29 protein-coding genes are annotated in these 25379 nt (G+C 67.2%); 20 read left to right on the forward strand and 9 right to left on the reverse strand.

Annotation, left to right across the window (positions count from 1 at the left end; genetic code table 11):
* Positions 1-2 precede the first annotated feature (2 nt).
* From N7590_RS03260 to N7590_RS03270, 3 genes are all read right to left on the reverse strand, one after another.
* Entirely contained in the window at positions 3-881 is an 879-nt protein-coding gene (locus tag N7590_RS03260) for a LysR family transcriptional regulator (protein ID WP_164240497.1), read from the reverse strand.
* A 38-nt stretch (positions 882-919) separates the two neighbouring features.
* A complete protein-coding gene (locus N7590_RS03265; protein WP_279935149.1) occupies positions 920-1756 on the reverse strand; it encodes an SDR family NAD(P)-dependent oxidoreductase in 837 nt (278 codons plus the stop codon).
* Positions 1757-1957: 201 nt separating this feature from the next.
* Positions 1958-2821 (reverse strand): DMT family transporter, encoded by an 864-nt coding sequence (locus N7590_RS03270; protein ID WP_164240502.1) that lies wholly within the window; start codon positions 2819-2821, stop codon positions 1958-1960.
* Positions 2822-2953: 132 nt separating this feature from the next.
* Here N7590_RS03270 and N7590_RS03275 point away from each other — a divergent pair, with 132 nt between their 5' ends.
* Positions 2954-4333: a PLP-dependent aminotransferase family protein gene (locus N7590_RS03275; RefSeq protein WP_164240503.1), complete on the forward strand. Its 1380-nt coding sequence runs from the start codon at positions 2954-2956 to the stop codon at positions 4331-4333.
* Between the two features lie 78 nt (positions 4334-4411).
* Entirely contained in the window at positions 4412-5086 is a 675-nt protein-coding gene (locus tag N7590_RS03280) for a class I SAM-dependent methyltransferase (RefSeq protein WP_164240505.1), read from the forward strand.
* A gap of 15 nt (positions 5087-5101) precedes the next feature.
* Here the strand turns inward: N7590_RS03280 and smqnr are convergent, their stop codons facing one another.
* Positions 5102-5749, reverse strand: a complete 648-nt coding sequence (gene smqnr / locus N7590_RS03285) for a SmQnr family pentapeptide repeat protein (protein ID WP_164240507.1) — start codon at positions 5747-5749, stop codon at positions 5102-5104.
* Between the two features lie 126 nt (positions 5750-5875).
* On the opposite strand from smqnr, the gene N7590_RS03290 reads away from it, so the two are divergent.
* Together N7590_RS03290 and N7590_RS03295 are read left to right on the forward strand one after the other, a co-directional pair.
* A complete protein-coding gene (locus N7590_RS03290; protein ID WP_053508597.1) occupies positions 5876-6652 on the forward strand; it encodes a DeoR/GlpR family DNA-binding transcription regulator in 777 nt (258 codons plus the stop codon).
* An 11-nt stretch (positions 6653-6663) separates the two neighbouring features.
* The gene (locus N7590_RS03295; protein ID WP_164240509.1) at positions 6664-7797 is read left to right on the forward strand and encodes an MFS transporter; all 1134 of its coding nucleotides are present in this window, start codon (positions 6664-6666) and stop codon (positions 7795-7797) included.
* Positions 7798-7806: 9 nt separating this feature from the next.
* On the opposite strand, the gene N7590_RS03300 is transcribed toward N7590_RS03295, so the two are convergent.
* From N7590_RS03300 to N7590_RS03320, 5 genes are all read right to left on the reverse strand, one after another.
* Entirely contained in the window at positions 7807-9312 is a 1506-nt protein-coding gene (locus N7590_RS03300) for a PepSY domain-containing protein (protein WP_279935151.1), read from the reverse strand.
* An 11-nt stretch (positions 9313-9323) separates the two neighbouring features.
* Entirely contained in the window at positions 9324-11462 is a 2139-nt protein-coding gene (locus N7590_RS03305) for a TonB-dependent receptor (RefSeq protein ID WP_164240513.1), read from the reverse strand.
* Between the two features lie 128 nt (positions 11463-11590).
* Entirely contained in the window at positions 11591-11977 is a 387-nt protein-coding gene (locus tag N7590_RS03310; RefSeq protein ID WP_164240594.1) for a DUF2946 family protein, read from the reverse strand.
* A gap of 211 nt (positions 11978-12188) precedes the next feature.
* Complete coding sequence (locus tag N7590_RS03315; RefSeq protein WP_164240514.1) at positions 12189-12443, reverse strand: hypothetical protein; 255 nt, start codon at positions 12441-12443, stop codon at positions 12189-12191.
* An 11-nt stretch (positions 12444-12454) separates the two neighbouring features.
* Positions 12455-12679 (reverse strand): hypothetical protein, encoded by a 225-nt coding sequence (locus N7590_RS03320; RefSeq protein ID WP_080375926.1) that lies wholly within the window; start codon positions 12677-12679, stop codon positions 12455-12457.
* Positions 12680-13159: 480 nt separating this feature from the next.
* On the opposite strand from N7590_RS03320, the gene N7590_RS03325 reads away from it, so the two are divergent.
* The 16 genes from N7590_RS03325 to N7590_RS03400 all read left to right on the forward strand — a co-directional run bounded on the left by N7590_RS03325 (position 13160) and on the right by N7590_RS03400 (position 25344).
* Positions 13160-15496 (forward strand): VapE domain-containing protein, encoded by a 2337-nt coding sequence (locus N7590_RS03325; protein ID WP_164240517.1) that lies wholly within the window; start codon positions 13160-13162, stop codon positions 15494-15496.
* A 120-nt stretch (positions 15497-15616) separates the two neighbouring features.
* Positions 15617-15844, forward strand: coding sequence for a hypothetical protein (locus N7590_RS03330; protein WP_164240519.1), 228 nt, complete (start codon positions 15617-15619; stop codon positions 15842-15844).
* Between the two features lie 40 nt (positions 15845-15884).
* The gene (locus tag N7590_RS03335; RefSeq protein WP_164240521.1) at positions 15885-16436 is read left to right on the forward strand and encodes a hypothetical protein; all 552 of its coding nucleotides are present in this window, start codon (positions 15885-15887) and stop codon (positions 16434-16436) included.
* A gap of 151 nt (positions 16437-16587) precedes the next feature.
* Positions 16588-16971, forward strand: a complete 384-nt coding sequence (locus N7590_RS03340; RefSeq protein ID WP_279935153.1) for a hypothetical protein — start codon at positions 16588-16590, stop codon at positions 16969-16971.
* A 352-nt stretch (positions 16972-17323) separates the two neighbouring features.
* Positions 17324-17752: a Mor transcription activator family protein gene (locus N7590_RS03345; protein WP_230078891.1), complete on the forward strand. Its 429-nt coding sequence runs from the start codon at positions 17324-17326 to the stop codon at positions 17750-17752.
* A complete protein-coding gene (locus N7590_RS03350; RefSeq protein ID WP_053448970.1) occupies positions 17749-18099 on the forward strand; it encodes a hypothetical protein in 351 nt (116 codons plus the stop codon). Before N7590_RS03345 ends, N7590_RS03350 begins: the two co-directional genes overlap by 4 nt.
* A complete protein-coding gene (locus tag N7590_RS03355) occupies positions 18096-18581 on the forward strand; it encodes a glycoside hydrolase family 104 protein (protein WP_164240523.1) in 486 nt (161 codons plus the stop codon). Before N7590_RS03350 ends, N7590_RS03355 begins: the two co-directional genes overlap by 4 nt.
* A complete protein-coding gene (locus N7590_RS03360) occupies positions 18578-18955 on the forward strand; it encodes a hypothetical protein (protein ID WP_164240525.1) in 378 nt (125 codons plus the stop codon). The genes N7590_RS03355 and N7590_RS03360 overlap by 4 nt, the downstream gene beginning before the upstream one ends.
* Complete coding sequence (locus N7590_RS03365) at positions 18930-19205, forward strand: hypothetical protein (protein WP_164240527.1); 276 nt, start codon at positions 18930-18932, stop codon at positions 19203-19205. The genes N7590_RS03360 and N7590_RS03365 overlap by 26 nt, the downstream gene beginning before the upstream one ends.
* A gap of 92 nt (positions 19206-19297) precedes the next feature.
* A complete protein-coding gene (locus N7590_RS03370; RefSeq protein ID WP_164240529.1) occupies positions 19298-19852 on the forward strand; it encodes a hypothetical protein in 555 nt (184 codons plus the stop codon).
* Positions 19849-20439: a phage baseplate assembly protein V gene (locus N7590_RS03375; protein WP_164240531.1), complete on the forward strand. Its 591-nt coding sequence runs from the start codon at positions 19849-19851 to the stop codon at positions 20437-20439. Before N7590_RS03370 ends, N7590_RS03375 begins: the two co-directional genes overlap by 4 nt.
* Positions 20440-20491: 52 nt before the next feature.
* On the forward strand, positions 20492-20830 hold the full coding sequence (locus tag N7590_RS03380) for a GPW/gp25 family protein (protein ID WP_049457610.1): 339 nt from the start codon (positions 20492-20494) through the stop codon (positions 20828-20830).
* Between the two features lie 2 nt (positions 20831-20832).
* On the forward strand, positions 20833-21729 hold the full coding sequence (locus N7590_RS03385; RefSeq protein ID WP_164240532.1) for a baseplate J/gp47 family protein: 897 nt from the start codon (positions 20833-20835) through the stop codon (positions 21727-21729).
* 244 nt (positions 21730-21973) lie between these two features.
* Positions 21974-22501 (forward strand): phage tail protein I, encoded by a 528-nt coding sequence (locus N7590_RS03390; protein WP_239544111.1) that lies wholly within the window; start codon positions 21974-21976, stop codon positions 22499-22501.
* 7 nt (positions 22502-22508) lie between these two features.
* Positions 22509-24710, forward strand: coding sequence for a tail fiber domain-containing protein (locus tag N7590_RS03395; RefSeq protein WP_164240536.1), 2202 nt, complete (start codon positions 22509-22511; stop codon positions 24708-24710).
* A gap of 1 nt (position 24711) precedes the next feature.
* Positions 24712-25344 carry a hypothetical protein gene (locus N7590_RS03400; protein WP_008264619.1) on the forward strand — a complete coding sequence of 211 codons (633 nt, stop codon included), beginning with the start codon at positions 24712-24714 and terminating at the stop codon, positions 25342-25344.
* Positions 25345-25379 lie beyond the last annotated feature (35 nt).

Consider the following 25379-nt stretch of genomic DNA (forward strand, 5'->3'; position numbering starts at 1 on the left):
AATCAGCTCGCGTTCGCGGCGTCCAGGAAATTGCACAGCACCGGTGAAGGTTGCTCAGGGCGCACGCATAGCTGCAGGGCGAAGCGCGCTGCGTCGCCGGCCACCGTCCGGTAGACGATCTCCTGCGGACGGAAGCTGGCCATGCTGGCCGGTACGATTGCCACGCCCGCATCCACCGCCACCAGCGACAGCACTGCATGCATGCCCTGCGCCTCCTGAACCACGCGTGGAGTGAATCCCGCCGCGGTGCACAGGCCCAGCACCTGTGCGTGGAAGCCGATGCCCTCACCCGCCGGCCACGACACGAAGGGTTCATCGGCCAGCATCGCCACGCTCACTTCGGGCAACGCGGCCAATGCATGCGCACGCGGCAGCGCAATCGCCAGATGGTCGTGGTCGAAGTCGTGCAACTGTAGTTCGGCGGCAGGAATCGGTGGAATCAACACCCCCACGTCGATGCGCTGCTCTCTCAGCCACAGCTGCTGCTGGCGTGAGGTCGCCTCCTGCAGATGCAGCCGCACCTGTGGATACTGCTGGCGGAAACGGCGGATCAAACCAGGCAACCGACCGTACAACGCGCTGCCGACATAGCCCACCTGCAGGCTGCCACGCTGCCCTGCGGCGGCTTCACGGGTGCGCTGCAGCGCCTGTTCGGCCTGCTGCAGCGTCGCGCGCGCTTCCACCAGCAAGGTGTGCCCGGCCACGGTCAGGCCCAGGGTACGGTTGCCACGCACGATCAGTTCACTGCCCAGTTCGTCTTCCAGCCGTCGTATTGCCGCCGTCAGCGGTGGTTGCGACATGTGCAGGCGGGCGGCCGCGCGGTGGAAGTGCAGTTCTTCGGCCACGGCCACGAACTGGCGAAGCAGGCGCAGGTCGATCATCTCAATGCAGGCGGTGGGAACCCGGCTAGGGTACGCCCTCAGCTGCGCACGTCCACACTGGCGCGGGCGATGGCCGGCCACTGCAGGGCCACCGACTCGATGCTGTCGGCGCTGACCGCGCGCAGATCGCGCGGATATGCAACGTGTTCCGCTTCCTGCAGGCGCAATGCATGGAACTGGCCATTGCTTGCACGCAGTACCCACCCGCCGTCCTGGCAGCGCGTCGATGCCAGAAAGGCCACGCCGTGCGCGACTGCCTCCGGATGCAGCTCGTCCGGCTCGCCGTCGATGCCCCACATCCGCGTCTTGGCCACCGGCGAAACCGCATTGACCACGATGCCGTGCCCGGCACCTTCCAGTGCCAGCACATTGACCAGGCCGAGCGCGGCCAGCTTGCCCATCGCATAGGCGGAAAGGCCGCGCTGTGCGTACTGCGGATACAGCGCGCGATCGGAGGTGGTGATGACGATGCGGCCACCATCCGCCGCGCGCATTGCCGGCCACATTGCCTGTGCCAACCACAGGGGCGTCTTCGCGGCCAGGCACAGCATCCGCTCCATCGCATCGTCTTCGATGGCTTCCAACGCCTGGTACTCCACCCAGCCAGCGTTGTGGATCAGGAAGTCGATGTGGCCATGCTGCTGCAGCAGATCCTGCACCAGCGCGTGGCAACCGGCACGATGATCGATGGGATCACTGACGGCCTGCACCGATAGCCCACGCGCCCGCAACGCGTCGGCACTGTGCTGGATGCGCAGCGGATCGGTGCCACGACCATTGGTGCCGGCACCGACGTCGTGCATCACCACGTGCGCACCACGCTCGGCCAGCAGGCGACTGTAGGCCAGGCCCAGTCCACCGGCGGCACCGGTCACCAGCCCCACTTGGCCTTCAAAGGAAATTCGCGAAACAGGTTGCATCCGCACAGCTTCAACCACGGGCGGGGGCACCGGCCAATACCGTTGACCACACGCCACGATATGCCCGCGCTATCGCCAGAAAAGGGGACGGAGGGGATTAAGTCGCTTCCGGCACACCAGGGGCAATAGCGACTTAATCCCCTCCGTCCCCTTTTTCTAGCGGCTGAAGCGGCGCGCGCCGGCCACGCAGACCACCGCGCCCAGCGTTACCAGCACCATGCCGGCGCTGACCGATTCGTGCAGCAACAGCGCGGCCAACGCCAGGCCGAAGAATGGCTGCAGCAGCTGCAGCTGGCCGACCGCGGCGATTCCACCCTGCGCCAGCCCGCGGTACCAGAACAGGAAGCCGACCAGCATGCTGAACACCGCCACGTAGCCCAGTGCCCACCACGCAGGCGCGCCCACCGCGGCGAACGAGGCCGGGCGCATCACCACGCTCAGTGGCAGCATCACCGGCAACGCCAGCAGCAGTGCCCAGCTGATCACCTGCCAGCCGCCGAGATGGCGGGCCAGCCGGCCGCCTTCGGCATAGCCGAGCCCGCAGGCAAGGATCGCGGCCAGCATCAGCAGGTCGGCCTGCAGCGAGGCCTCGATGCCATTGCGCATCGCGTAACCGACCACGCAGGCGCTGCCCAACAGCGAGAACAACCAGAAGGCGGGGCGCGGCCGCTCGCCGCCGCGCAGCACCCCGAACAGTGCGGTACTCAGTGGCAGCAGGCCGACGAACACGATGGTGTGCGCCGATGACGCATGGCGCACCGCCAGCGCGGTCAGCAGCGGGAAGCCGACCACCACGCCAAGACTGACCACCACCAGCCCCGGCAGGTCACTGCGCCGCGGCCAGGGCTGGCGCAACAGCAGCAACAGGCCAAGGCCAAGCACTGCGGCGATGGTGGCGCGTGCGGCGGTGACGAACCCGGCGTCCAGTTCAAGCACCGCCAGGCGGGTGGCCGGCAACGAGCCGGCGAAGATCACCACACCGATGAAGCCATTGATCCAACCGCTCGCTGACCGTTCCACGCCTGTATTCCTGTCATGCCAGGCATCGCCCGGCGGAACCTGCATGGGAACATCCATCGCCGGGTCACCCCAGCTACAATCCAGTACAGTCGCAAGTAACTGTACTGCCCACACTTCCACTACAGTCCCGCCATGTCGCGTCCGCTCACCCGCATCGAATCAGTCATCCAGACCGTCCGCACCCGCATCAGCGCGCGCGTGGATGGCCCCGGTTCCCGCCTGCCGTCGGTGCGCGCGCAGGCGGCAGCGATGGGCGTATCGGTCTCCACCGTGGTCGAGGCTTACGAGCGCCTGGCGGCCGAAGGCGTGATCAGCGCGCGCGCGGGCTCTGGCTTCTACGTCAGTGGCCCGGCCGCACCGCTGGCGCTGGCCGCGATGGAGCCGCGGCTGGATCGCGTGGTGGACCCGCTGTGGGTATCGAGGCAATCGCTGGAAACGCCGGCAGGCCACCTCAAGCCTGGCTGCGGCTGGATGCCCAGCGACTGGCTGTACCAGGACGGCATGCGTCGTGGCCTGCGCCGGCTGGCACGTGTCGATGCATCGCAGCTGGTCGACTACGCCGGCCCGCTCGGCCTGCCCGCATTGCGCCAACTGTTGCAGCGGCGGGCTGCCGCACTGGGCATCGACGCACCGATGGAACAGATCCTGCTGACCGAATCAGGCACGCACGCGGTCGACCTGATCTGCCGCTTCCTGCTCAAGCCCGGCGACTGCGTGCTGGTGGATGACCCCAGCTACTTCAACTACCACGCGCTGCTGAAGGCACACCAGGTGCAGGCCGTAGGCGTGCCGTACACCCACACCGGGCCGGACCTTGATGCGTTTGCGCAGGCGCTGCAGGCACATTCGCCGCGGCTGTACATCACCAATTCGGGCCTGCACAACCCGACCGGCGCCGTGCTTTCCGCCAGCACCGCTCACCGCCTGCTGGGCCTGGCCGAGCACAGCGAACTGGTCATCGTCGAGGACGACATCTTCGCCGACTTCGAGCTGCATCCCGCCCCCCGGCTTGCCGCGCTGGATGGTCTGTCGCGGGTGATCCACGTCGGCAGTTTTTCCAAGACGCTGTCGGCGGCCTCACGCTGCGGCTATATCGCGGCGCGCCAGGACTGGATCGACGCGCTGACCGACCTGAAGCTGGCAACCAGCTTCGGCGGCGGCCATCTGGCGATGCAGCTGATGCACATCGCGCTGACCGACAGTGGTTATCGTCGCCACATGCAGTCAGTACGTTCGCGCCTGGCCGATGCACGCCGGCATGCGCTGCGGAAACTGCACGCGCTGGGTATCACCCCGTGGCTGCAGCCCGAAGCCGGCCTGTTCCTGTGGTGCCAGCTGCCCGATGGCCGCGACGCCGCGGCCCTGGCGCGGCACTGCCTGCGCGAGGGAATCGTACTGGCACCGGGCAACGCCTTCAGCCAATCGCAGCGCGCGGCCGACTACCTGCGCTTCAATGTCTCGCAATGCCAGGACCCGCGCATCTGGCAGGTGTTGGCGCAGGCCTTGCGCTGAGCGCGATGCCGGTGCCCTGCGGCACCGGCACTTGCGTGCCACGGTACAGTGGTAGTTCCCCGTTGCAGGAGTGCCCGCATGTCGTCGTTCTCCGATCCGCAGGCCGTGGCCCGCTATGCCGAGGGCCCGTTGCGCCAGGTGCCGGGCTACCTCGCCCTGCAGCAGATGAGTCGCCTGCTGCTGGCCGAACGGGTCCCCGAGCAGGGGCGCGTGCTGGTGCTGGGCGCCGGTGGCGGCCTGGAGCTGAAAGCCTTTGCCGAGGCACAACCGGGCTGGCAGCTGCTGGGCGTGGACCCGGCCGCACCGATGCTGGCGCTGGCCGAGCAGACGCTGGGCCCGTTGAACGCACGCGTTGAACTGCTGGAAGGCTACATCGACGATGCTCCGGACGTGCGCTTCGACGGCGCCAGCTGCCTGCTGACCCTGCACTTCCTCGACGCCACGCAACGCCTGCATACGCTGCGCGAACTACACAAGCGACTGCGCACGGGTGCACCCCTGGTGGTCGCCCATCACAGCGTGCCGCAGGATCCGGCCGGCAAGCTGCGCTGGCTGCAGCGCTACGCGGCGTTTGCCGAAGCCTCTGGCGTTGCGCGCGTGGATGCACAGCGCGCGATCGAAGCCATTGCCGAGCGGCTGCCGTTGCTGTCGCCCGAACAGGAGGTCGCCCTGCTGCAGGAAGCCGGCTTCGACGACGTGGAATTGTTCTACGCCGGCTTCAGCTTCAAGGGCTGGGTGGCCTACACGACGTGATGCAACCGGACCGGATCACGGCACCACGGTGATGCCGATGCGCTGCATCAACAGCGCCACCTGCTGCACGTCCAATGTCGCGCCGCGCAGGTTGGTGGTGCGCAGGTCCAGCTCGCCAAGCTCGGAGTTGGTCAGGTCGCAATCAGTGAAATTGGCGCTGTTCCAGTCGATGCCCTCGAACTGGCCACCGGACAGGTCCGAGCCAGAGAAACTGGCGCCGCTCACATTGGCGCCGTCCCAGCGGTTCTCCCACAGCTCGCACTTTTCCAGCGTCACCCGCGAGAAATTGGCGTAGCGCAGGTTCGACTTCTTGATGAAGCCGCTGCAGAACCCACTGCGCGTGGTGATCTGGTTCATGAAGCTGGCGTTGCTGAAGTCCGCGCCCTGCGCGCGGCATTCGCTGATCTCCAGGCCCAGTGCCTTGATGAAGTTGAAGTGGCACATGCTGATGTCGCAGCCACGGAAGCTGGCCTCTTTCAGCGTGGCGCCGTTGAAGCGGCAACCGCTGCGGCTTTCGGCGTCGTAGAAGCTGCAGTTGATGAACTCGGTGGCGGTCAGGTCCGCACCTGAGAAGTCGCATTCGTGGAACTGCTGGTCGACCAGCTTCTGGCCGGTGTACTGGTCGGCGCCGATGCGCAGCTTGTGGTGAACGGTGGGGGACATCAGGGATTCCATGCCAGGGAGCGCGGCCATGATGCCGGGCAATCGCCGTATTCCCAACTCCGCCAGCGTCGCGGAACACTATTCCGGATGTTGCACGTTCATGCACGATCATGCATGATTCCCGGTATGAGCTCCGATCCCAGCCCCCTTCCCGCCCAGCGGACCCAGCAGATCCTTGAGGAACTGCGCCAGCAGGGCCGCGTAGTGGCCGCCGACCTGGCGCGCCGCTATGCCGTCTCTGAAGATTCGATCCGCCGCGACCTCCGCGAGCTGGCGGCGCAGGGCCTGTGCCAGCGCGTCTACGGCGGTGCCGTGCTGCCGCCGCCGAAGGAACGCCCACTGCGCGAACGCCTGACCCGCGATCGCGGCGACAAGGCAGAACTGGCCGCGCGCGTCTGCGCGCTGCTGCAGCCCGGCCAGGTGGTATTGCTCGATGCCGGGTCGACCAACCTGGCCATCGCCCAGCAGCTGCCCGCCGCGTTGGGATTGACGCTGATCACCAACGCGCCGCAGATCGCCACCGCCGCCAGCGTGCATGAAGGCACCGCCGTGCAGCTGATCGGCGGCCGCCTGGCCAGCGGTGGCGGCGCGGTCGGTGCCGAAGCGCTGGCCCAGGTGCAGCGCCTGCGCGCCGATGTGTACCTGCCGGGCCCGTGCGCGGTGGACGGCGATACCGGCGTGTGGGCGATGGATTCGGAAGAAGCCACACTGAAGCGCGCAATGGTGGCGTGCAGCAGCCGCGTCATCGTCGCTGCCACCACTGAAAAGCTCGGCGCGCGCGGCAACTGGCAGATCGCCAGCCTCGACGAGATCGACGATCTGGTGCTGACCACGTCGGCGCCTCCCGCACTGGCCGCGCGCTTCCGTGCCGCCGGCATCACAGTGCATCCCACCCTGCCCTGACCGAACCGCCCATGCCTATTGCCAACCGCGCGCGTGCCGAACAGCACGCGACCCGCGCTGCGTTCTTCATCCCCGGCTTCGCTACCGCGTTGTGGGCCACGCTGGTGCCCTTCGCCAAGTCACGCACGGACATCAACGATGCCACGCTGGGCCTGGTGCTGCTCTGCCTGGGTGCCGGTTCGCTGCTGGCGATGCCGCTGTCCGGCGTGCTCGCCGCGCGCCTGGGCTGCCGTCGGGTGATGGTGGCCAGCACGTTGCTGATCTGCCTCAGCGTGCCAGGGCTGGTGTTGGCCGACACGGCCTGGCTGCTGGGACTGGTGTTGTTCGTGTTCGGTGCCGCGGTGGGGGCGATGGACTGCACGATGAACGTGCAGGCGGTGATCGTCGAGCGCGAAGCCCGGCGCGTGATGATGTCCGGCTTCCATGCCTTCTTCAGCATCGGCGGGTTCCTTGGTGCGGCCACCATGACCGTACTGCTCAGCGCACAGCTGCCACCGTTGGCGTCGGTGCTTGTCGGCGTGGGCGCCATGCTGCTGGTGATGCTGTTGTCGGCGTCATACTGGCACCGCGAGCGCATGCCGCATGACACGCCGATGCTGGCGATGCCTCACGGCGTGGTGCTGTTCATCGGCGTTCTGGCTTTCATCGCCTTCCTTGGCGAAGGCGCGATGCTGGACTGGAGCGCGGTGTTCCTCAGCGACGTACGTCGTGTCGACGCCAGCCTTGCCGGCATCGGCTATGTGACCTTCACCCTGACCATGACCGTCGCGCGCCTGTTCGGCGATGCGCTGGTGGCACGCGTCGGTCGCCAGCGCGCGATCGTGTTCGGCGCCCTGCTCGCCGCCAGCGGCGTGCTGGTGCTGACCCTGGTCACGCCCTGGCAGGCATCCCTGCTCGGCTATGTGCTGGTGGGCCTGGGTTGCGCCAACATCGCGCCGGCACTGTTCTCGCTGGCCGGCCACCAGACCCGCATGCCGGGTGCACTGGCGATTACGGCGGTGTCCACGCTTGGCTTTGCCGGCATCCTCGCCGGCCCGGCGCTGATCGGCTTCGCCGCCAATCACTTCGGCCTGGTCGCCGCGTTCATCGGCGTGGCGACGGCCCTGTTGCTGGTGGCGATGTCCACCCGCTGGCTGCGGGTGTGACCCGACGCATCAGCGCCGCCGACGCTGCACCTTCATCCGCACGCGCCGATAGCCGATCACGGTAGCGGTCGCGCACAGCGCGGTGCCTGCCGTGCTCAGCAGCAGCAACACGCCCAGTCGCGCGACGTCCTGCCGCAGCATCGCCGGCAGGTCCCAGCTGTGCAGGAAGTAGAACAGCCAGCGCCCTACCCGCTCGCGCTGGCCCAGGGTCAGCAGCGGGTCACCGCTGCCCAGGTCGAGGTAGACACGCGTCGCCTCGGCATCATCGAAGTCGGCAACCGCCACCGGAAAGCGGCGCACGGCCGCACCGTTCATGGCCTCGGGCGCGCGCGGATAGAAATAGGCATCAGGCGACTGCAGGACGCGGAAGTCCTGCAGCGGGGCATCCGACATCAGGCCTGCCTGCTGCTGCAGGCGCGCAGCAGGCAACTGGCGCGCGACCTGTAGCCGCCCGTCCACATTGGACACGATGCGGGTATCGCCCTGCCCGTCCAGCAACAGCGCGAACAGCTCGCCACCGATGCGACGCCACTGGATTTCCACCGGCCGGAACCGCGCGTCGCCGGCCACCGCCAGCAACGCCGACGGTTCGGCCAGCGCCCCATCCACCGCCACCCTGTCTCCGCGGTAACGGTCGGCATTGATCGCATTGCAGGTGCCGCTGAACACGCCCAGCGGATTCATCGACATCAAGCCGCTGAAGATCCAGGTGAACACGAAGGCAGCAGCGACCAACCCGATCAGGTGGTGCCAGCGCATCCAGGGTTCGACATACGGCGTCTTCGCGCCGGAGCGGTAGTGCCCGCGAAAACGCCAGCGCCACATGCCAACCACGATGCCGCTGATCGCCGCCACCGTGCACAGCGCAGACAGCACGATCACCACCCACGTCCATACAGGATCCACCGATTGCATGCGCAGGAAATACAGCCAGTGCAGCCACGCGCCCACATAGTTCCAGCGCTGCTGCGCATGCGGTGCATCCAGCACCACCTCGCCCGTGTGCGAGGACACGTAGAGGTCCCCAGGTTGGGTACCGCCCACCTCCACCCGGTACAGCGGCCGATGCGCATCCAGCGCGCGCGAGTGCGTCCAGCGATCCTCATCCACACGCATTGCGCCGACGAACGCCTGCCCGCCGGCGAACTGCGCGGCCGACGCTTCAGCTTGCCGTGCCGACACGGGCAGCAGCGCCTGGCCTGTCCGCGCCGACCACGCACCGACGTTGCTGCCGCTGCGCACCACATAGGTGGGTTCGCCACGCAGCGTGGTCAGCGCCACGGCTTCCGGCTCGGCCTGTACAGCGTATGGCAGCGCCGACAGCCCTCGCCAATCGACGGCATCACCCAGCACCGGCAACGCCGCCAGGCGCTCACCGGGTGTCAGCTTTGGATAGCCGATGAACAGCATCACCATGCCGCTGACGAACCACAGCAACATCAACAGGCATCCTCCGACGCCCAGCCAGCGATGCACCAGGTAGGTCCAGCGCTTGGCGGTGGAACGCAGCGACATGGCCCTTGCCCTCAGAAGCGATGATCGACGGTGAATTCGACGCGCCGGTCCGCACCCAGCAACCACTGTGTACTGGTGTAGTACGCGGTGGCGTAGTACGCCTTGTCGAACACATTGAACACGCGTGCAGTCACCCGCGTCCGCGGCGCGGCCTGCCAGGACAACGCCAGGTCGGTGGTGCTGTAGCCCGGCAGCTCCAGCGTGTTGGCGTTGTCGGCGTAGCGCTTGCCGACGTAGCGCGCGCCGCCGGCCAGGGTCCAGTCGGGCAGGAACTGCCAGCTCAACCACACGTTGGCCAGGCGTTCGGCCACATTCGGCGGCACATTGCCGTCGCGCGAGACCAGCACCGGCGGCGTCCCCGCGGTTTCCAGGAAGTCCTCGAACTCGGCCTTCAGCACCGTCGCGTTGGCATCGAGCGACCACTGCGGCGCGAAGTTCCAGTTCAACGAAGCCTCGATGCCACGCGAAGTCTGCGCGCCGATCTGCACGCGGCGGTCAGGCTGCAGCGGGTCGCGGCTGAGCAGACCGGTCTTGCGGATGCGGTAGGCGGCCAGCGTCCACTCGCCACCGTCGAAGGCCTGCTTCATGCCCACCTCGAACTGCCGGCCCTTGGCCAGGTCGAACGCCCCGTTGGCCGGGCTGATCATCAGCAGGCCGCTGACCGGGTCCGCTGCCTGCGAATACTGCGCGTACAGGTTCAGCGTCGGGCGCAGCGCAAACACCGTGCCCGCGCGCCACCCGGTGCTGCTGTAGGTCTTCGAGAGCACACGCTCGCCGCCTATCAGATCGGTGCGATCGATGCCGGCACGATCGTGGCGCAGCCCGCCCAGCACCGACCAGCGCTCACCCAGTGCCAGCCGGTCTTCCACGAACAGCGCGTACTGCTCGGCGCGGTTGCGGTAGCGCGGCAGGTTCGGCGCATCGCTGACGAACGTGCCGGGCACCGGATGGAACGGATCGACCGGGCCCGAACTGCCGGCATAGGTGTTGTTGGTGTGCTTGAAGTGCGCACGGTTGGCATCCAGTCCCACCGCGAAACTGTTCGCCAGGCCGCCCACCTCACCCTGCACGCGCAGCGTCGAGGTCAACCCGGTCTGGTCCTGGTTGTGGGTGATCCGGGTGTTGCCGGACCGATCAACCAGGCCGGTGCGTGGGTTGTAGACATAGGCCTCGGCGTTGCGCCAGTCGCGCTGGCTGTTGATCTGGTAGACGCGGGTGCGCCATTCGACGTTCGCGGTGGGCGTCCACAGCGCGTCGAGCTGGGTCCAGCGGTCACGGAAGCGGATCTGGCTGTCTTCCACGTTGAAGTTGCGGTGGCGCAGCGCGTCCAGCTGGCGACCGTCGATCAACGGCGTGCCGAAGTAGCGCATCGGCCTCTGCTGGCCCTGCGCATGGGTGAGGGTCAGCTGCAGGTCATTGCGCGGCTGCCACAACAGCGCACCGGAGAAGGTGGCGTCGCTGTTGCGCCCGCGGTCGACCCACCCCGCGCTGTAATTGCCACTCATGTCCAGCCGGTACGCCAGCGCCGGAGTCAGCGCGCCGCCGCTGCCGAATCCAAGGCGCGCGGTGTCCTCGCTGCCGACGGTCACGCTGACTTCGTTCTCGATGGCGCCGCGCGAGGGCTTCTTCGGCACGATGTTGATGACCCCGCCGATCGCGCCGTCGCCATGGATCACCGAGGCCGGCCCACGCAGCACTTCGATGCGCTCGATCGACCAGGTATCGAACGGGAAGGTGATGCCCACGCCCCCGTACTGGCGCAGCCCGTCATACAACCGCATCACCGACGCCCCATCGGTGAAACCACGGCTGGACAGCGCACTCAGCCCGTTGCCGGGATGCGGCATGGCGCTGATCGCACCTGCGCGGCTGATCGCATCGTTGAGGTTGGTATCGCCGCGCTGCTCCAGCTGGTCGCGGCTGATGACGGTGAGCGCGGCCGGCGTCTGCAGCACGCTCAGGCCCAGCGCGGAACCGGCGCTGGCGGAGGAGGACAGCTCGCCGCTGCGGGTATCCACCACGCGCACGGTATCCAGCGTGGTGGGAGGCGCCGTATCGGCGGCAAGGGCAGGCGCCGCCTGCAGAAGCCAGGCACACAGCGCAGGCAGCAGCGCCCGGCACAGGCACGCGGAGTTGGGGTTGGTTTTCATTGGGTCACGGCATGCAAGGCCACCCCGCATTGCAGGGCAGCAATCAGAAAGGGATAGGCACGCGCGTGCGGGCACCGGCCGTGGCCGGCAGCCTCATGGCAGGAAGATCACTGCAGCGCGCGTGCGGCTCAGGCGGTCCTGAGGACCGGTGGCCCACGCGCTCCCAGGGTGCCGCTGATCCGTTGCGGCAGGGCCTGCACCGCCCCGCGCAACGCGCGGCAGACCGGTGTCATCGGTGCCAACAGCAGCAACGCTGCCACCAGCAGGGTGATCATCCGTGCGGCGATCAGGCAGTAATCGCAGTCCACGCCCATCTCATGATCGGCATGGGGATCGGCAACAGGCTTCGGTGCCGCTTCGCCGTGCTGCATCGTCATCGCATGATGGTCGTGGTGGCCGTCCATCGCATGCTGTGCGTGCAGGCTGTGGTCCATCGCCGCCACCGTTGCGCTGGCCGCAACGTGGGCATGCGCCAGCCAGCGGCTCACCAGCGGGGCAAGCAGCACCAGCAGCATGGCAAGCCATGCCAGGGCCTGGAACCGGCGGTGGAGAACAGAACGGCGCACGCCGCCATTCTACGGGGCCTCGCCCAACCTTGGACCACGTTCAGGGTTGCTGCACAGGCGGTGCGACGTTATGACGCAGCCCCCGCCGTGCAGCGCGCTGCGTACTCCGGTGGGGACGGAAGGCGACCACACCGGCCCCTTCCGTCCCCACGCGGCAACGCTAGAACCGGGCCGGCTGCCGCACCGCGCGTTCCAGGAACATGACGCCCGCCTGCAGGCTGTTGCGGGCGTTCTCCAACCAGCGCTCCGGATCGGCGACCGCGAATCGCTCCTGCGCATCCACGTCACCCGAATCGGCCAGGTCAGCCAATTGCAGATGGATGTGGTTCTCCACCAGGCTCACCAGCACGGCGAGCTCGGCCGACACTCCGGCGATGCGCTCGGTGAAGCCAGCGTCGTTGCTGTTCAGAGACATGTCCCCTGTTCCTATGCGTTGCGGTGTTGATGGATGGCTTCGTAGCGCTCGGCACAGGCAGGCCCACAGAACAGCCTGGCCGGATCGTTGTCGAAGTCTTCGCTGCAGTCCGGGTTGTGGCATTCCCCAATGGGTGTGAGAGGGGCAACAGTGCGGGCCCGCGTTGCGTGCTGGGCCAATGCCTGTTGCAGATGGCGCGCTTCCAGTTCCTGCGCTTCGTCGATGGTGTCCGTCATGCCGGCTGTATTTTATCGGGGGGTGGTCGCACCGATTGAGAACGTCACAACGGCGGTGGACGAGACGCGCCCGTAATCGGATCGGCGTTCGTTGTTGCAGTGGATTTCAGGCATGCAGGCTCCTTGTGCATGGGCGCCCGGAAGGGCGGAAGGCGAGTCGGAAGGCCGTATCTGACGGCAACGGCATTATCGGAAAAACGGTTCTCGCCAACTGCGACACGCCGCCGCAGAAGCGACAATCTGCGAAGGTCATCGCAGATCCCTGGAGTACCGGGCTGCGACGCCGAGGTCAGGGATGCAAGGTGACGTAAGGTGTTGCAAAAGAGAGGTCGTTCCGACACCATGGCCGCATCACCGCCTCCCCTCTGCGGCTGACCCTGCCGCGTCGGCCGGTCGCCACGTGCACTGCGCCCGGCATGAATCACGCTGCGCATCGACAGGCTGCGGTGAACCGGACCACGCTTCAAGGGGCTTCGCCGAATGCACACATCGCACCCAGCGCAGGACGTCGTTCCCGCGTTCCTGCAGGTCATGCACGCACATGGCATCGTGCCGGACGCCCGCGGGCGCGAGGCACTCAATGCCGACGGCATGCTGGTGCGCTTCCATGTGGAGGGTGACCGCCCCGGCACACGCAATGGGTGGGCCGTACTGTTCGGCGACCAGGTACCGGCAGGCGAGTTCGGCAGCTGGCGCACCGGCACCCGTCATGCCTGGTGCGCGAAGTCACCCGGCACGCTCAGCGCCGCCGAACAGCGCGCCATCCGCCACCGCCAGGAGGCGGCCCGTGCCGAACGCGAGCAGCAGCAGCGCGAGCGCGAGGAGGCCGCCGCCAAGGCCGCCAATGTCCTGTGGAACCGCGCCGTACCGGCGGACGGCAGCCATCCCTATCTGGTGCGCAAGGGCATCCCTGCGCATGGCCTGCGCGTGGCGCCGTGGCCGGTACGCAACAGCGACGGCCTGGTCTTCCGCCACATCGACAACACGCTGCTGGTGCCGGTGATGAACGCTGCCGGTCGGATCGTTTCGCTGCAGGCGATCTTTCCGCGCATGGAACCCGCACTGGGACGCGACAAGGACTTCCTGTCCGGTGGCCGCAAACAGGGGTGCTTTCACGTCATCGGCAAACCGCTCGCTGCACAGCCGATCGCCATCGCCGAGGGCTATGCCACCGCCGCCTCCATCCATCAGGCCACCGGTTGGTGCGTGGTGATCGCCTGGGATGCCGGCAACCTCGCCGCGGTCGCCCGCGCCTGGCGCAGCGCCGTGCCCGACGGTGTGTTCGTGCTCTGCGCGGACAACGATCAATGGACCCGGCAGCCCGTGGACAATCCCGGCGTCACCCAGGCCACGCGCGCCGCCGCGGAGATCGATGCACGCGTGGCATGGCCCGAGTTCTCCGCAGTGCACGGTGACAGTGACCGCCCCACCGACTTCAACGACCTGCATCTGCGCGAGGGGCTCGAGGCAGTCCGCGCGCAGCTCCTGCCACCGCCAGCCGCCGTGGTGGAAGATGACACGGCCGGCGACGTCGCACCTTCGGCAGCCAGCGCGAGCTATCAGGTGCCTGGCAACCTGTCCGCATTCGATGCCTTCACGCCCTTTCCCGATACCAGCACGCGCGGCCGCCCATTGCCCACAGCGCGCAATCTGGCCGAACTGTGCCGGCGCACCGGCGTGACCGTGCGCTACAACGTCATCCGCAAGGACCTGGAGATCCTGGTGCCGGGCCTGCAGAGCACGGTGGACAATGCCAAGGAAGTGGCTGCCGGTGAAGTGATGGACTGCATGCACCGCGCTGGCATGACCACCGCCAGCTTCGAAACCAACCTGTGCCAGGTGGCCGAAGCCAACCCCTACAATCCGGTCGCCAGCTGGATCACCTCACGCCCGTGGGATGGCCAGTCCCGCCTGCAGGCCTTCTTCGATACGGTGCAGGAAGCGCAGCCCACCCGCATGGCCGACGGGCGCATCCTGAAGGAAGTACTGATGCGACGCTGGCTGGTCTCCGGCGTGGCGGCGGCCTTTGAACCGGATGGCGTGGTGGCGCGGGGTGTGCTGACGTTCGTCTCGAAGCAGAATCTGGGCAAGACACGCTGGGCCCGGCAGCTGGCACCGCCGGAACTGCAGCTGATCGCCGACGGCGTGGTGCTCGATCCGGCCAACAAGGACAGCGTCAAGCAGGTCATCTCCAAGTGGATCGTCGAACTGGGTGAAGTGGATGCCACCTTCCGCCGCACCGATATCGCCGCGCTGAAATCGTTCATCTCGCGCAGCCATGATGAGATCCGCCGTCCATACGCGCGCAACGAGTCGCGCTACGCGCGCCGGACCATCCTGTTTGCCAGTGTCAATGACGAGCGCTTCCTGCGCGACGCGACCGGCAACACGCGCTGGTGGACCGTGCATGCCGTGGCACTGGGCGAACCGGCGCGCATCGACATGCAGCAGGTGTGGTCCGAGGCCCATGCGCTGTACCGCAACGGCGAGACCTGGCACCTGTCCGGTGAGGAGCTGGATGCGCTGAATGCCACCAACAGCGAGCACGAACCGATCTCGCCGATTGCCGAACTGATCGACCGCCGTTTCGACTGGTCGCTGCCGACCGAGCACTGGAACGCACACTACCGCGCCACCGAGATCGTCATTGCCGCAGGCATCGACAAGCCGAACCGCCGCGATGTCAACGAGGCGGCCGCCTATGTGGTCAAGCGCCATGGCGTACGCACCCGCGTGGTCGGCAAGGAGCGGGCCAAGGTCTGGCTGATGCCGCCGCGCAGGCTCAACCTCGGCGAGCAGGCGGCAGGCCCGTTCTGATGCCGGGCGCCCACCGGCCGCACCAACCAAGATGTAAGTAGAGGAAAGGTGTTGACTAGAGGGGCCCAGGAAGGCAAGATGCCTGTATCGGCCACGCCACCTTCCAGGAGCGCTTGCGTCATGCCTCGTCCCCAACTTCATGCCTTCGAAGGCGAGCAGTTGACCGTGCGGCAGATCCACCAGCGGGTACCGGTGCTGTCCGAACGGACCATCCGCGATCACCTTGCCGCTGGCCGTCGTACCCGCACTGCCATGCTGTGCTTTGACCCTGTCGCGGCCGTTGCCCGCGGAGGGCGCATCACCCAGCGCCTGCTGCGTGCGCGCGGTGGTGCCGGTCGCGATTCCTGACCGCCGCCACCCACCGTCTTCTTCCAGGAATAGATTCCGCATGATTCCCGCCTCCCTCGACAGCGGCCATCGCATGATCGCCGACACTCTGGCCGCATTCCGTGCCGGCCCCGCCCTGCGCCGCACTCGGCTGCGGCCTGCCCCGCAGGCAGCCGGTCCGCTCTACATCGGCATCGCCGGCGCCAAGCATGCGGGCAAGGACACCCTGGCCAATGGACTGGCCTCGGCACTGGCGTTGCCCTGCGACAGCTTTGCGGCACCGCTGCGGGCGCTGGCTCAGCTCATCCCTCAGCAGCTGATGCAGAGCGCCGGAACCGGATCGGGGCGTGATTGCATCCTCCCCGAACTGCGGGTGCGCGCGTTGTTCGCACGCCTGCCTGCAGGCGGACTGGTGCCGGATGTGCGCTTGGCCGATGAAGCCCGCGCGATCCGCCGCCGTGGCGGTGTCGTGATCCGCGTCAGCCGTCCGGGCCATGCCAGCGAACAGGCCTTGCCGGACCATCTGGTCGACATCGAAGTAAACAATGACGGCACCCCGGCCGATCTGGTGCGCAGGACGCTGGACCAGCTGCTGTCGCGCGGCGTGATCTGAACGCGGCACGGGGCCGTGTGATCTCTCTTCCCACTCATCCGAGCGCAGGTCGTGGCCCATCATCGGCGAAAATGATGTAAGGTCGCCTCATCACCGACGACACCTGTCGTCACCCTGCATCCCCCAATCATTTTCGCAGAGAGGAAACCCCATGGAGGTCGAACAGTTCGCGTCGACGCGCCTCAAGGCCATCGAATTGTTCAAGTCCCAGCCCAAGGGTGACAAGGACATCGTGAGCCTGGATGCGATCTTCATCTCGCTGTGCTCGCAGGCCTGCACCCAGGCGGGCGATGGCAGCACGACGCAGGCCCGTACCGTGGCCCGCCCCGGCAGGCAGCAGCCGCCCGCACCGTGGTTCACCGAAACCCTGGCCGCCCTGAAGGGCAAGGGTGAATCGATCACCGTGGCGCGCTTCCTGATGTTCGCCAACCGCTTTCCGGTCAAGCGCATGGATCAGGTCAATGCGGCGCGCTGGCTGCGCGACGCCGGCTACATCCCCCGCAAGACCGGCGGCAACCTGGTGTTCGACCTCTGATCCAGCCCCACCTGCAGCCCTGAAGCCCCGGCATCGTCCGGGGCTTTTTTGTTTCCGGGCCTGCGCCCGGACGTGAGGGCGGGCAACAAGGCCATCCTCACCCCATACCTGCCGGATTCCCCTTGACCTGCCTCTGTTTCCACACGGTGAGGACAGCGAGTACAGGAATACGGAAAACAGCCGCGGCAACGACAACCCGGCGAGAGCCACCGCAGGCATCCGCAGCGCTGTCCTCACCGGTGCTCAGGCTCACTGAATGCCTTCAGCACGTAATTTCGAAAGTAGATGAAAGGTGTTGACCGGAAGGGCGGGAGGGCAACAGTGGAGATCAATGCCACTGACGACACTCCTCATGAACGCCCTGCCCGACAGCATCCAGACCCTCGCCGAGGTCATCGGCGAATCCGCAGCCCTCACGCTGGTGCGTGCATGGCCGCCGACCACCTCCAGCACCACCGGCCGCCACCGCGTCATCGTCTACGTGCCGTCCACCCTGCCCGACCAGCACCGGCTGATCGACATCCTCGGCTACGACGTCGCCCAGCGGCTGGTCGCGCACTTCGGTGGCGAACTGCTGTTCCTGGCCTCCTGCTTCGCTGCCGGTGCGCAGCAGCGCCGCGAACGCATCGCACGTGCCGTTGCCAGCGGCATGCCACGCGACCACGTCGCGCGTGAGTTCGGTGTCTCGCAGACCACCATCAAGCGCGCCCTGCGCGATGCCCGCTCCGCGCCACCGCCTGCGGTCCATCCGGCCCTGCTCAAGGGATACGCACGCGCATGAACGAGAGCGATCTGCTGGCCGGCCTGCCGGACTGGGCCAAGTACCTGGGCGGTACCTCCGGCGTATTGATCGCGGTGTCGCTGTGGCTGCGCCAATGGCTGTCGTCGGCCAAGGTCGACCGCACCGCCGATGAAGCCACCAGCAACACCCTGCGCACCCTGCAGGAGCAGCTCGCCGCCGAGCGCACCCGCGCCGATGGCCTGATGCACGAACGCGAGGCGATGGCGCAGGAGATCGGGCAACTGCGTGGCGAGGTCAACGCCCTGCGCGCGCAGATCGCCCAGCAGAGCGTGCAGATAGACGCGCTGCTGGCACTGGTGCGCAAGCAGCCGGAGGCGGCCGCATGACCGCCGCCGCAGCCAGCGCCCTCGGCGGTGCCAATGTGGCCGCGTTCCTCGACATGCTGGCCGTGTCCGAGGGTACCGACATTCCCAGCCAGCGCTCACGTGACCGCGGCTACGACGTGATCGTCGGTGGCCAGCTGCTCGGCACCTACCGCGACCATCCCCGCGTCCTGGTGTCGCTGCCGCGCTATGGCATCAAATCCAGCGCCGCCGGCCGTTACCAGTTCCTGCGCAGTACCTGGGACGACCTGCGCGCACGCCTGGGCCTGCCCGACTTCGGCCCGGTCTCGCAGGATCGCGCCGCGGTCGCCCTGCTCAAGCAATGCGGTGCCTACGAGCTGGTACGGCTGGGACGATTCGACGCCGCCGTCAGCGCGGCACGGCGCATCTGGGCATCGCTGCCGGGCGCCGGGTATGGGCAGAAGGAACACGCACTGGAAACGCTGCGCGCTGCCTATCGCGCCGCGGGTGGAGCCCTGGCATGACCCCACTCGCGCTGAGGCTGCGCGTCGGCCTGCTGCTGCTCGTCGGCAGCCATGCCGGCTGCGCCTGGCTGGGGTGGACCCTGCGGGACCGCAGCGCGGACCTGGCCTTTGCCAGCGCCCAGGCCGCACAGCAGGCATCCCGCGCTGATACGGCGCAGGCCGCACATCAGCAGGACCTCGCCAATGCCCGGGCCGGCGCCCGCGCCGAATCACAGCGCCTGGCCACGCAGGCCGAGCGCACCCAGCAGTTCAACGCCCTGCAACGGGACATCGACACCCATGCCAAGACTCCTGGCCGCGATCGCGGCGACGCTGATGCTGAGTTCGTGCGCATCTGGCGCGAAGCCAATGCCGGCGGCGCACTGCCGCATTGACCTCGCCATCGCCCCGGCGCAACTGCGTGTCGCGCCCGCGCTGCCCGACCTCGATAGCGCTGATGACGAAGCACTGTTGCGCAATCACGTCGAGGTCGCACGTCGGTACCACGCGCTCGCCGATCAGCTGCACGCGCTGCTGTGCAGCCTCGGTGGCCAGCGCGGCATCACGCTCAATGGTGCGCAACCCCTGATGCCTGCGGGCTGTGACAGCGGTGTTGCATCCCCGCGCGCCGCGACCAAGCGCTGATCCGGCTGCGAGCGGCCACGCCTGCAGTGCCGCGCAACGGCGGTGATGGCAACACTGGCCACGCCCTTTTTCCATTCAATGCACGAGCTGACATGGCGACCGACCCCTCTCCTCCACCGCTGGATGCATTGCTTGCCGCCATCGCAGCGGCCATCCGTGCGCGCTTCCCGTACTTCGCAACCGTCGAGTTCCATCGGGAGGCCGGCACCGAAGGCATGGCGACGCCCGCGTGCCTGCTGGCGATGACCCGCTGCGACCGCAGCAAGGACAACGCCGACGGCAGTGGGCATATGCAGGCCCTGCTGCGCTTCGAGGCACGTGTTGTTCTGGCCGCGGACGCGCCCGGCGTGGCACTGCAGCTGCGCAACACCGCCGTCGACCTGGCCTCCTGGCTGCACCAGCTCGGCCGCTTTCCCGGCGTGCTCAGCGGCGCGATCGACGTGATCGCCGCATTGCCCGAAGACACCGCCACGGCGCTGCCAGGGCTGCGCAGCTGGATCGTCGAATGGTCGCTTCCGATGGCACTGGGCAGCAACGCCTGGGAAGAGACCGGCGGTGTGGTACCGCGCGCCAGTTTCAGCTTCGCGCCCGAGATCGGCCGTGCCCATGAGCCCCGCTACCAGCCGCTGCCGGAGCACGCGCCATGAGCGCCGAGCACGCACGGCTGATCGGCAACCTGTTGATGATCGGCGTCGTGCGCGAGCTCGACGAAGCCGCAGCGCGCGTACGCGTCGATGCCGACGGCATGCTCACCGACTGGATTCCCTGGCTGGAACGACGGGCCGGGCCGGGCGCGCGCAGCTGGTGTGCTCCCGAACCGGGCGAGCAGGTGGTGCTTGCCTGTCCCTACGGCGACCCGGGCCAGGCGCTGGTGCTGGGCAGCCTGTACCAGGACCGCTTTGCCGCACCGGCCGACTCGCGCCTGCGGCAGCGTACCCAGTACGCCGACGGCAGCATCGTCGAGTACGACCAGGAAACCACCACGCTCAGCGTCAACGTCGGCAGCGGCAAGGTCATCGTGACCTGTGCAAGCGCGCAGGTGATCGCCAGTGAATCGGTGCTGCTCGATACACCGTCGATCAAGGCCACCGGCGACCTGGACGTGACCGGTGCGATCACCGCCGGCAAGGACATCAGCACCCCGGGCGAGATCAAGGCCGGCGCCATCGGCCTGAAGGCACACAAGCACACCGCGCAGGGCCCCACCGCCCCGACCACGCCGGCCCAGGCCTGACCGGCCACGGCTGCAATGCCCTGAAAACCTGCAGTCCACGACGATAGAGACCATGCGAGGAATCGACGCCAACACCGGCAAATCCCTGGATGGGCTGGCCCATCTGCACCAATCCGTGCGTGACATCCTCACCACGCCCCTTGGCTCCCGCGTACTGCGCCGCGAATACGGCTCACGCGTGTTTGAACTGATCGATGCGCCCACGAATCGCTCGCTGCGCATGGACCTGATTGCCGCCACCGTCGACGCCCTGGCGCGATGGGAACCGCGGCTCCACGTCGAGAACGTCGACGTCTCCCTCCCCGCCCCCGGCGTGATGATCCTGGCAGTCACCGGCATCCATCTACCCGACGGGCAGGCCATCACCATCGAAGGAATCGAGGTTCGCTAACCGTGGCATCCGGCTCGTTCACCAGTGTCAATCTGTCCCAGCTGCCTGCCCCGGCGGTCATCGAAGTGCTCGATTTCGAAGCCATGTTCGATGAATCGCTGACCGCGCTGCAGGCCCTGGATCCCACCTTCGACGCGCTGCTGCCGTCGGACCCGGCCTTCAAGATCCTGGAGGTCTGCACCTACCTGCGCCTGCTCGACCGCCAGCGCGTCAACGACGCCGCGCGTGGCGTGATGCTGGCCTACGCGGTCGGCAGTGACCTGGACCATCTCGCTGCGATCTTCGGCATCGCCCGCCAGGTCCTGGCCCCAGGCAAGCCGCAGGAGGGCATCGCGCCACGCTACGAGAGCGATGAAGATTTCCGCCGCCGTATCCAGCTGGGCCCGGAAGGCTTCAGTGTGGCGGGGCCGGAGGGCGCGTATGTGTTCCATGCACTCAGCGCCGATCCGCGCGTACTCGATGCAAGCGCGACGAGTCCCGCGCCCGGCGAAGTCGTGGTCTCGGTGCTGTCGCGCGAGGCTGATGGAACCGCCACCCAGGGCCTGCTCGACATCGTCGAGGCGAAGCTGGGTGCCGATGACGTACGGCCGCTGACCGATCACGTGCTGGTGAAGCCGGCCACGATCGTCAACTACGCGGTCGAGGCTGCGCTGTTCACCTTCGCCGGCCCGGACTCGCAGGTGGTGCTGGCCGAGGCGCGCAGCCGCCTGGATCGCTACATCAGCGAATCGCACCGCCTCGGCCGTGACGTCACCCGTTCGGGCCTGTTCGCCGCACTGCACGCCGAGGGCGTACAGCGCGTGGAGATCACCCGCCCCGCTGCCGACGTGGTGGTGGATCGCACCCAGGCCACGCATTGCACCGGCGTGACCCTGACCCATGGCGGCACCGATGAATGAGCCCAGCACGCGCCTGATCAATGCGCGCCTGCGCGGCGCGATCGATGGCCGCAACCGCACCTTCCGCCACCCCGGTGGCGCGCTGGCGACGCTGCAGGCGGTGTACCGCACCAACGCGCAAGGACGGCAGCCACTGCAGGGCGGCATTATCGAGGGAAGCGTGGTGACCCTGGCTGCTGCACCGGTACCCGGCGAGATCATCGACGGTGACGCCCAGGTGGTGGTGCCGTCGGCAGCGAACCTGATGCCCGCCAATGCCACCCGTGCCGAGCGCGCGCTTGCCCGCGCCAGCGTCGCGCGCCCGCTGCCGGTGGACATCACCGCACTGTGGGACGCCGACCGCTGCCCGACCGCACTGCTGCCCTGGCTGGCCTGGGCGCTGTCGGTGGATGAGTGGAAGGCCTATTGGCCCGAAGCCGTCAAGCGCGCCCGGGTACGCACGGCCATTGCCATCCAGCGCCGCAAGGGCACCGCTGGCAGTGTGCGCGACGTGGTCGCTGCCTTCGGTGGCTCGGTGCTTATCCGCGAATGGTGGCAGCTGCAGCCCAAAGGACCGCCGCACACCTTCGAAGCAGTGATGACCATCGCCAACCAGGGCGGCCAGCCCGCCACGGCGATGTTCGTCGAGGACGTCATCGGCGAGATCAGCCGGACCAAGCCGGTGCGATCGCACTTCACCTTCACCCAGGGCATGCAGGCCGACGCCGCCGTCGGCGCCCTTGCAGCCGCCCACGCCACGGCCTTCCGCCGCCTTCAACTGATCGGAGAGTAACCCCCGCATGCGCTTGAAAATCACCGATGCCGGCTTCGCCAGGCTGGTCAATCCGCCGAACACCGGCACCAACGCCGTCCTGATTACGCAGATTGGTTTGACATCCACTGCCTTCACTCCATCGGCAGGGCTTACCGCGCTGCCAGGCGAAATCAAACGCGTCGCCAGCTTCGGCGGGCAGGCGGTGGGCGATGACACCGTGCACGTCACCATCCGCGACGACAGCGCAACGGCCTACACGCTGCGCGGGTTCGGCCTGTACCTGGCCGACGGCACGTTGTTCGCCACGTATGGCCAAGCCGATCCGATCATGGAGAAGTCGGCCGCCTCGATGCTGCTGCTGGCCACCGATACGCGCTTCGCCGAGGTGGATACCGCACTGATCCAGTTCGGTGACGCCGGCTTCCTCTATCCGCCCTCCACCACCGAGGTCGTGGGTGTGGTCGAACTGGCCACCAGCACCGAAGCCGAAGATGCGACCGACACCCAGCGCGCGGTGACGCCGCGTGGCGTACGCGCCTACACCGACAAGCGCTTCGGTGCCAGCGCCCCGACCGCACTGGCGAAGACACTGCTGTCGGCCACGACCGCCACGGCAGCCCGCACCGCGCTGGAACTGAAGAGCGCCGCACTGAAGGACACCGGGCATGGCAACGGCCTGGACGCCGACACCCTGGACGGCAAGCACGCCTCCGAGTTCGCCCTGGCCGGTGACTTCGCCACGGTGGGCCACAAGCATGTGATTGCTGATGTGACCGGGCTGCAGGAGGCGATCAACGACAAGGCCAACCTGTCGCGCAATGACTTCCGCGACCAGCAGTTCATTGGCGGCACATACCCGCTGCTCGGCTTCGGCAAGTACGGTGCGGAATCCGCGTACATCGGGGCTTGGGACGGCAAGTCGGTCTGGAGGTCATGGAATGCCGGCCGGACCGCCGCAGGCGAACTGACCATCGCACACAACGACGTGCCGCGTTGGAACGGCTCGGCGATGTGGCATGCAGGCAACTTCGCGCCCGATACGAAAATGGACAAGACCGGAGGGACTTTCACCGGACACGTCGGCGTGAATGGAAACTCGCTTCGTTCCTATGGCTGGAATGGTGTGGCCAACGATGGCGTACTCGTGCTGGGCGACGCCAACTCGTACATCTTCAAGAACGGATCGAATTTCACTTTCGCCAATGCGGCAGGCGGATACACCGCCATGCTCAACGCCGGTGGCACTGTCTGGACCAGCGGCAACTTCGATCCGGCGAGCAAGGTAAGTAAAGCTGGCGACACGATGACGGGCGAGTTGAAGAACCTCTCGCATATCACCGCAGGTCCAGCAGCCAGCAACAAAGTTCGCATCACCGTTTCCGGGGACGGTTATCCGTGCATCATGGGTACCAACCCAGCAGTCGATGCATACGTGCCGATGAACTACTACGGCACACGACACACCTTCAACTCCGGCATTTTCGCCAGCGGTCCGTCAATGATCCGCGCCGCGGGCGATTCCCAGCCAGGCATCCGATTCCACTCACAAACGCTCAACGGCTATCCGCGCACCACGATTGAAGCCGTCACGGGTGACAGTAGCAGCTTCGCGGAAATGCACGCGATCAGCAACGGCTTCCACTTCTACAACCCCTCGTTGCGACGTGGCATCCGCATGTCCAATGCCGGACAGGTGACCACCAGCCCGGAGTCCACGAACCCCGGCACCGGCATTACGGGCTTTGGCTTCACTTCTGAAGGCTCGTTCGGCGGGGGCTTCGGAATGCTCGACAACTCGATGCAGGGTGGGTGGTGGATGGCCGCCGGCACCATGCAATGGGGTATCAGCACCTATCCGAACAGCATGGCTGCCGCAATGACGCTGGGGGGCAATGGCGTGCTCACCACATCGGGTGGCTACGACTTCGGCTCTTCGCGCAAGCTGAAGAACATCGAAGGCACGCTCCCCTACGGCCTGGCAGCTGTCGAGCGGATGGAACTGGCAGCCGGCCACTACAAGCCCGAGTACAACGATGACGGTCGTCGCCGCCTGTTCTTCGTCGCAGAGCAGCTGGCCGAACTGGTCCCGGAAGCGGTCGACCTGGAAGGCGTCGAGTTCCAGGGCGAGCGCGTGGCATCGGTCAAGCTCGACCAGCTGCTGCCGGTCCTGGCCAAGGCCATCCAGGAGCTGTCGGCCGAGGTTCGCGCCCTGAAGGCGGAGCGTTGATATGGCCAGTGGCTATCGCTCCGGCGGCACGGATTTCGATGACCTGTTCGATCCCTATGTAGAGGGTCCGCTGGCACAGGATTCGGGCCGCCGCGTCGGCGGCACCGACCTGAGCCGCCGCTACGCCCACATCCAGTACGGCAGCAAGCGTGCGGACGTCGGGCATCGCATTGGCGGCATGGACGTGTCGAACCTGTGGGCGGCCCGGGGCACCGCGCAGTACGACGCGGTCACCATCCCCAACCCGAGCATCGGTGGCTCGTCCTACGCCGGCGCTGCGCCCAATGGACACGCGGCCTTCAGCTTCAAGTCCAACGGCATGGTGCAGACGTGGACGAACAACCCCAACGGCGTCACCCGCACCTTCGGTCCATGGCTCATCCGTGGTATCGCGAGCAACTTCGAGATCCGCTACACCAAGGTCGAAGGCGATGCGAATCCTTCCGGAACGGGTGCCTGGTTGAATCTCGGTACCGATCGCTACTGCGGATTCGACGTTGTCTACGGCAGCGCGGGCTGCAGCCTCATCGTCGAGATTCGCCGAGCCAGCACCGGCGTCGTCCTGGCGCGCGAAGACCAGGTCTACATGAGCGCATCGCACTCGCGTGGTGACACCGGACCCATCATGGAATGACGCCGCGGCCACGATTGCAATTATCGCCAGCGCCG

The organism is Stenotrophomonas sp. GD04024 (genome assembly GCF_029837545.1).
GTDB classification, from domain to species: Bacteria; Pseudomonadota; Gammaproteobacteria; order Xanthomonadales; family Xanthomonadaceae; genus Stenotrophomonas; species Stenotrophomonas forensis.

What these genes read in the sequence shown, in the direction of transcription:
- N7590_RS03260 (WP_164240497.1), bottom strand. Translation starts at nt 881, where the DNA reads ATGATCGACCTGCGCCTGCTTCGCCAGTTCGTGGCCGTGGCCGAAGAA.
- N7590_RS03275 (WP_164240503.1), top strand. Translation starts at nt 2,954, where the DNA reads ATGTCGCGTCCGCTCACCCGCATCGAATCAGTCATCCAGACCGTCCGC.
- N7590_RS03280 (WP_164240505.1), top strand. Translation starts at nt 4,412, where the DNA reads ATGTCGTCGTTCTCCGATCCGCAGGCCGTGGCCCGCTATGCCGAGGGC.
- smqnr (WP_164240507.1), bottom strand. Translation starts at nt 5,749, where the DNA reads ATGTCCCCCACCGTTCACCACAAGCTGCGCATCGGCGCCGACCAGTAC.
- N7590_RS03290 (WP_053508597.1), top strand. Translation starts at nt 5,876, where the DNA reads ATGAGCTCCGATCCCAGCCCCCTTCCCGCCCAGCGGACCCAGCAGATC.
- N7590_RS03295 (WP_164240509.1), top strand. Translation starts at nt 6,664, where the DNA reads ATGCCTATTGCCAACCGCGCGCGTGCCGAACAGCACGCGACCCGCGCT.
- N7590_RS03300 (WP_279935151.1), bottom strand. Translation starts at nt 9,312, where the DNA reads ATGTCGCTGCGTTCCACCGCCAAGCGCTGGACCTACCTGGTGCATCGC.
- N7590_RS03305 (WP_164240513.1), bottom strand. Translation starts at nt 11,462, where the DNA reads ATGAAAACCAACCCCAACTCCGCGTGCCTGTGCCGGGCGCTGCTGCCT.
- N7590_RS03310 (WP_164240594.1), bottom strand. Translation starts at nt 11,977, where the DNA reads ATGCTGCTGGTGCTGCTTGCCCCGCTGGTGAGCCGCTGGCTGGCGCAT.
- N7590_RS03315 (WP_164240514.1), bottom strand. Translation starts at nt 12,443, where the DNA reads ATGTCTCTGAACAGCAACGACGCTGGCTTCACCGAGCGCATCGCCGGA.
- N7590_RS03320 (WP_080375926.1), bottom strand. Translation starts at nt 12,679, where the DNA reads ATGACGGACACCATCGACGAAGCGCAGGAACTGGAAGCGCGCCATCTG.
- N7590_RS03325 (WP_164240517.1), top strand. Translation starts at nt 13,160, where the DNA reads ATGCACACATCGCACCCAGCGCAGGACGTCGTTCCCGCGTTCCTGCAG.
- N7590_RS03330 (WP_164240519.1), top strand. Translation starts at nt 15,617, where the DNA reads ATGCCTCGTCCCCAACTTCATGCCTTCGAAGGCGAGCAGTTGACCGTG.
- N7590_RS03335 (WP_164240521.1), top strand. Translation starts at nt 15,885, where the DNA reads ATGATTCCCGCCTCCCTCGACAGCGGCCATCGCATGATCGCCGACACT.
- N7590_RS03340 (WP_279935153.1), top strand. Translation starts at nt 16,588, where the DNA reads ATGGAGGTCGAACAGTTCGCGTCGACGCGCCTCAAGGCCATCGAATTG.
- N7590_RS03345 (WP_230078891.1), top strand. Translation starts at nt 17,324, where the DNA reads ATGAACGCCCTGCCCGACAGCATCCAGACCCTCGCCGAGGTCATCGGC.
- N7590_RS03350 (WP_053448970.1), top strand. Translation starts at nt 17,749, where the DNA reads ATGAACGAGAGCGATCTGCTGGCCGGCCTGCCGGACTGGGCCAAGTAC.
- N7590_RS03355 (WP_164240523.1), top strand. Translation starts at nt 18,096, where the DNA reads ATGACCGCCGCCGCAGCCAGCGCCCTCGGCGGTGCCAATGTGGCCGCG.
- N7590_RS03360 (WP_164240525.1), top strand. Translation starts at nt 18,578, where the DNA reads ATGACCCCACTCGCGCTGAGGCTGCGCGTCGGCCTGCTGCTGCTCGTC.
- N7590_RS03365 (WP_164240527.1), top strand. Translation starts at nt 18,930, where the DNA reads ATGCCGGCGGCGCACTGCCGCATTGACCTCGCCATCGCCCCGGCGCAA.
- N7590_RS03370 (WP_164240529.1), top strand. Translation starts at nt 19,298, where the DNA reads ATGGCGACCGACCCCTCTCCTCCACCGCTGGATGCATTGCTTGCCGCC.
- N7590_RS03375 (WP_164240531.1), top strand. Translation starts at nt 19,849, where the DNA reads ATGAGCGCCGAGCACGCACGGCTGATCGGCAACCTGTTGATGATCGGC.
- N7590_RS03380 (WP_049457610.1), top strand. Translation starts at nt 20,492, where the DNA reads ATGCGAGGAATCGACGCCAACACCGGCAAATCCCTGGATGGGCTGGCC.
- N7590_RS03390 (WP_239544111.1), top strand. Translation starts at nt 21,974, where the DNA reads ATGCCCGCCAATGCCACCCGTGCCGAGCGCGCGCTTGCCCGCGCCAGC.
- N7590_RS03395 (WP_164240536.1), top strand. Translation starts at nt 22,509, where the DNA reads ATGCGCTTGAAAATCACCGATGCCGGCTTCGCCAGGCTGGTCAATCCG.
- N7590_RS03400 (WP_008264619.1), top strand. Translation starts at nt 24,712, where the DNA reads ATGGCCAGTGGCTATCGCTCCGGCGGCACGGATTTCGATGACCTGTTC.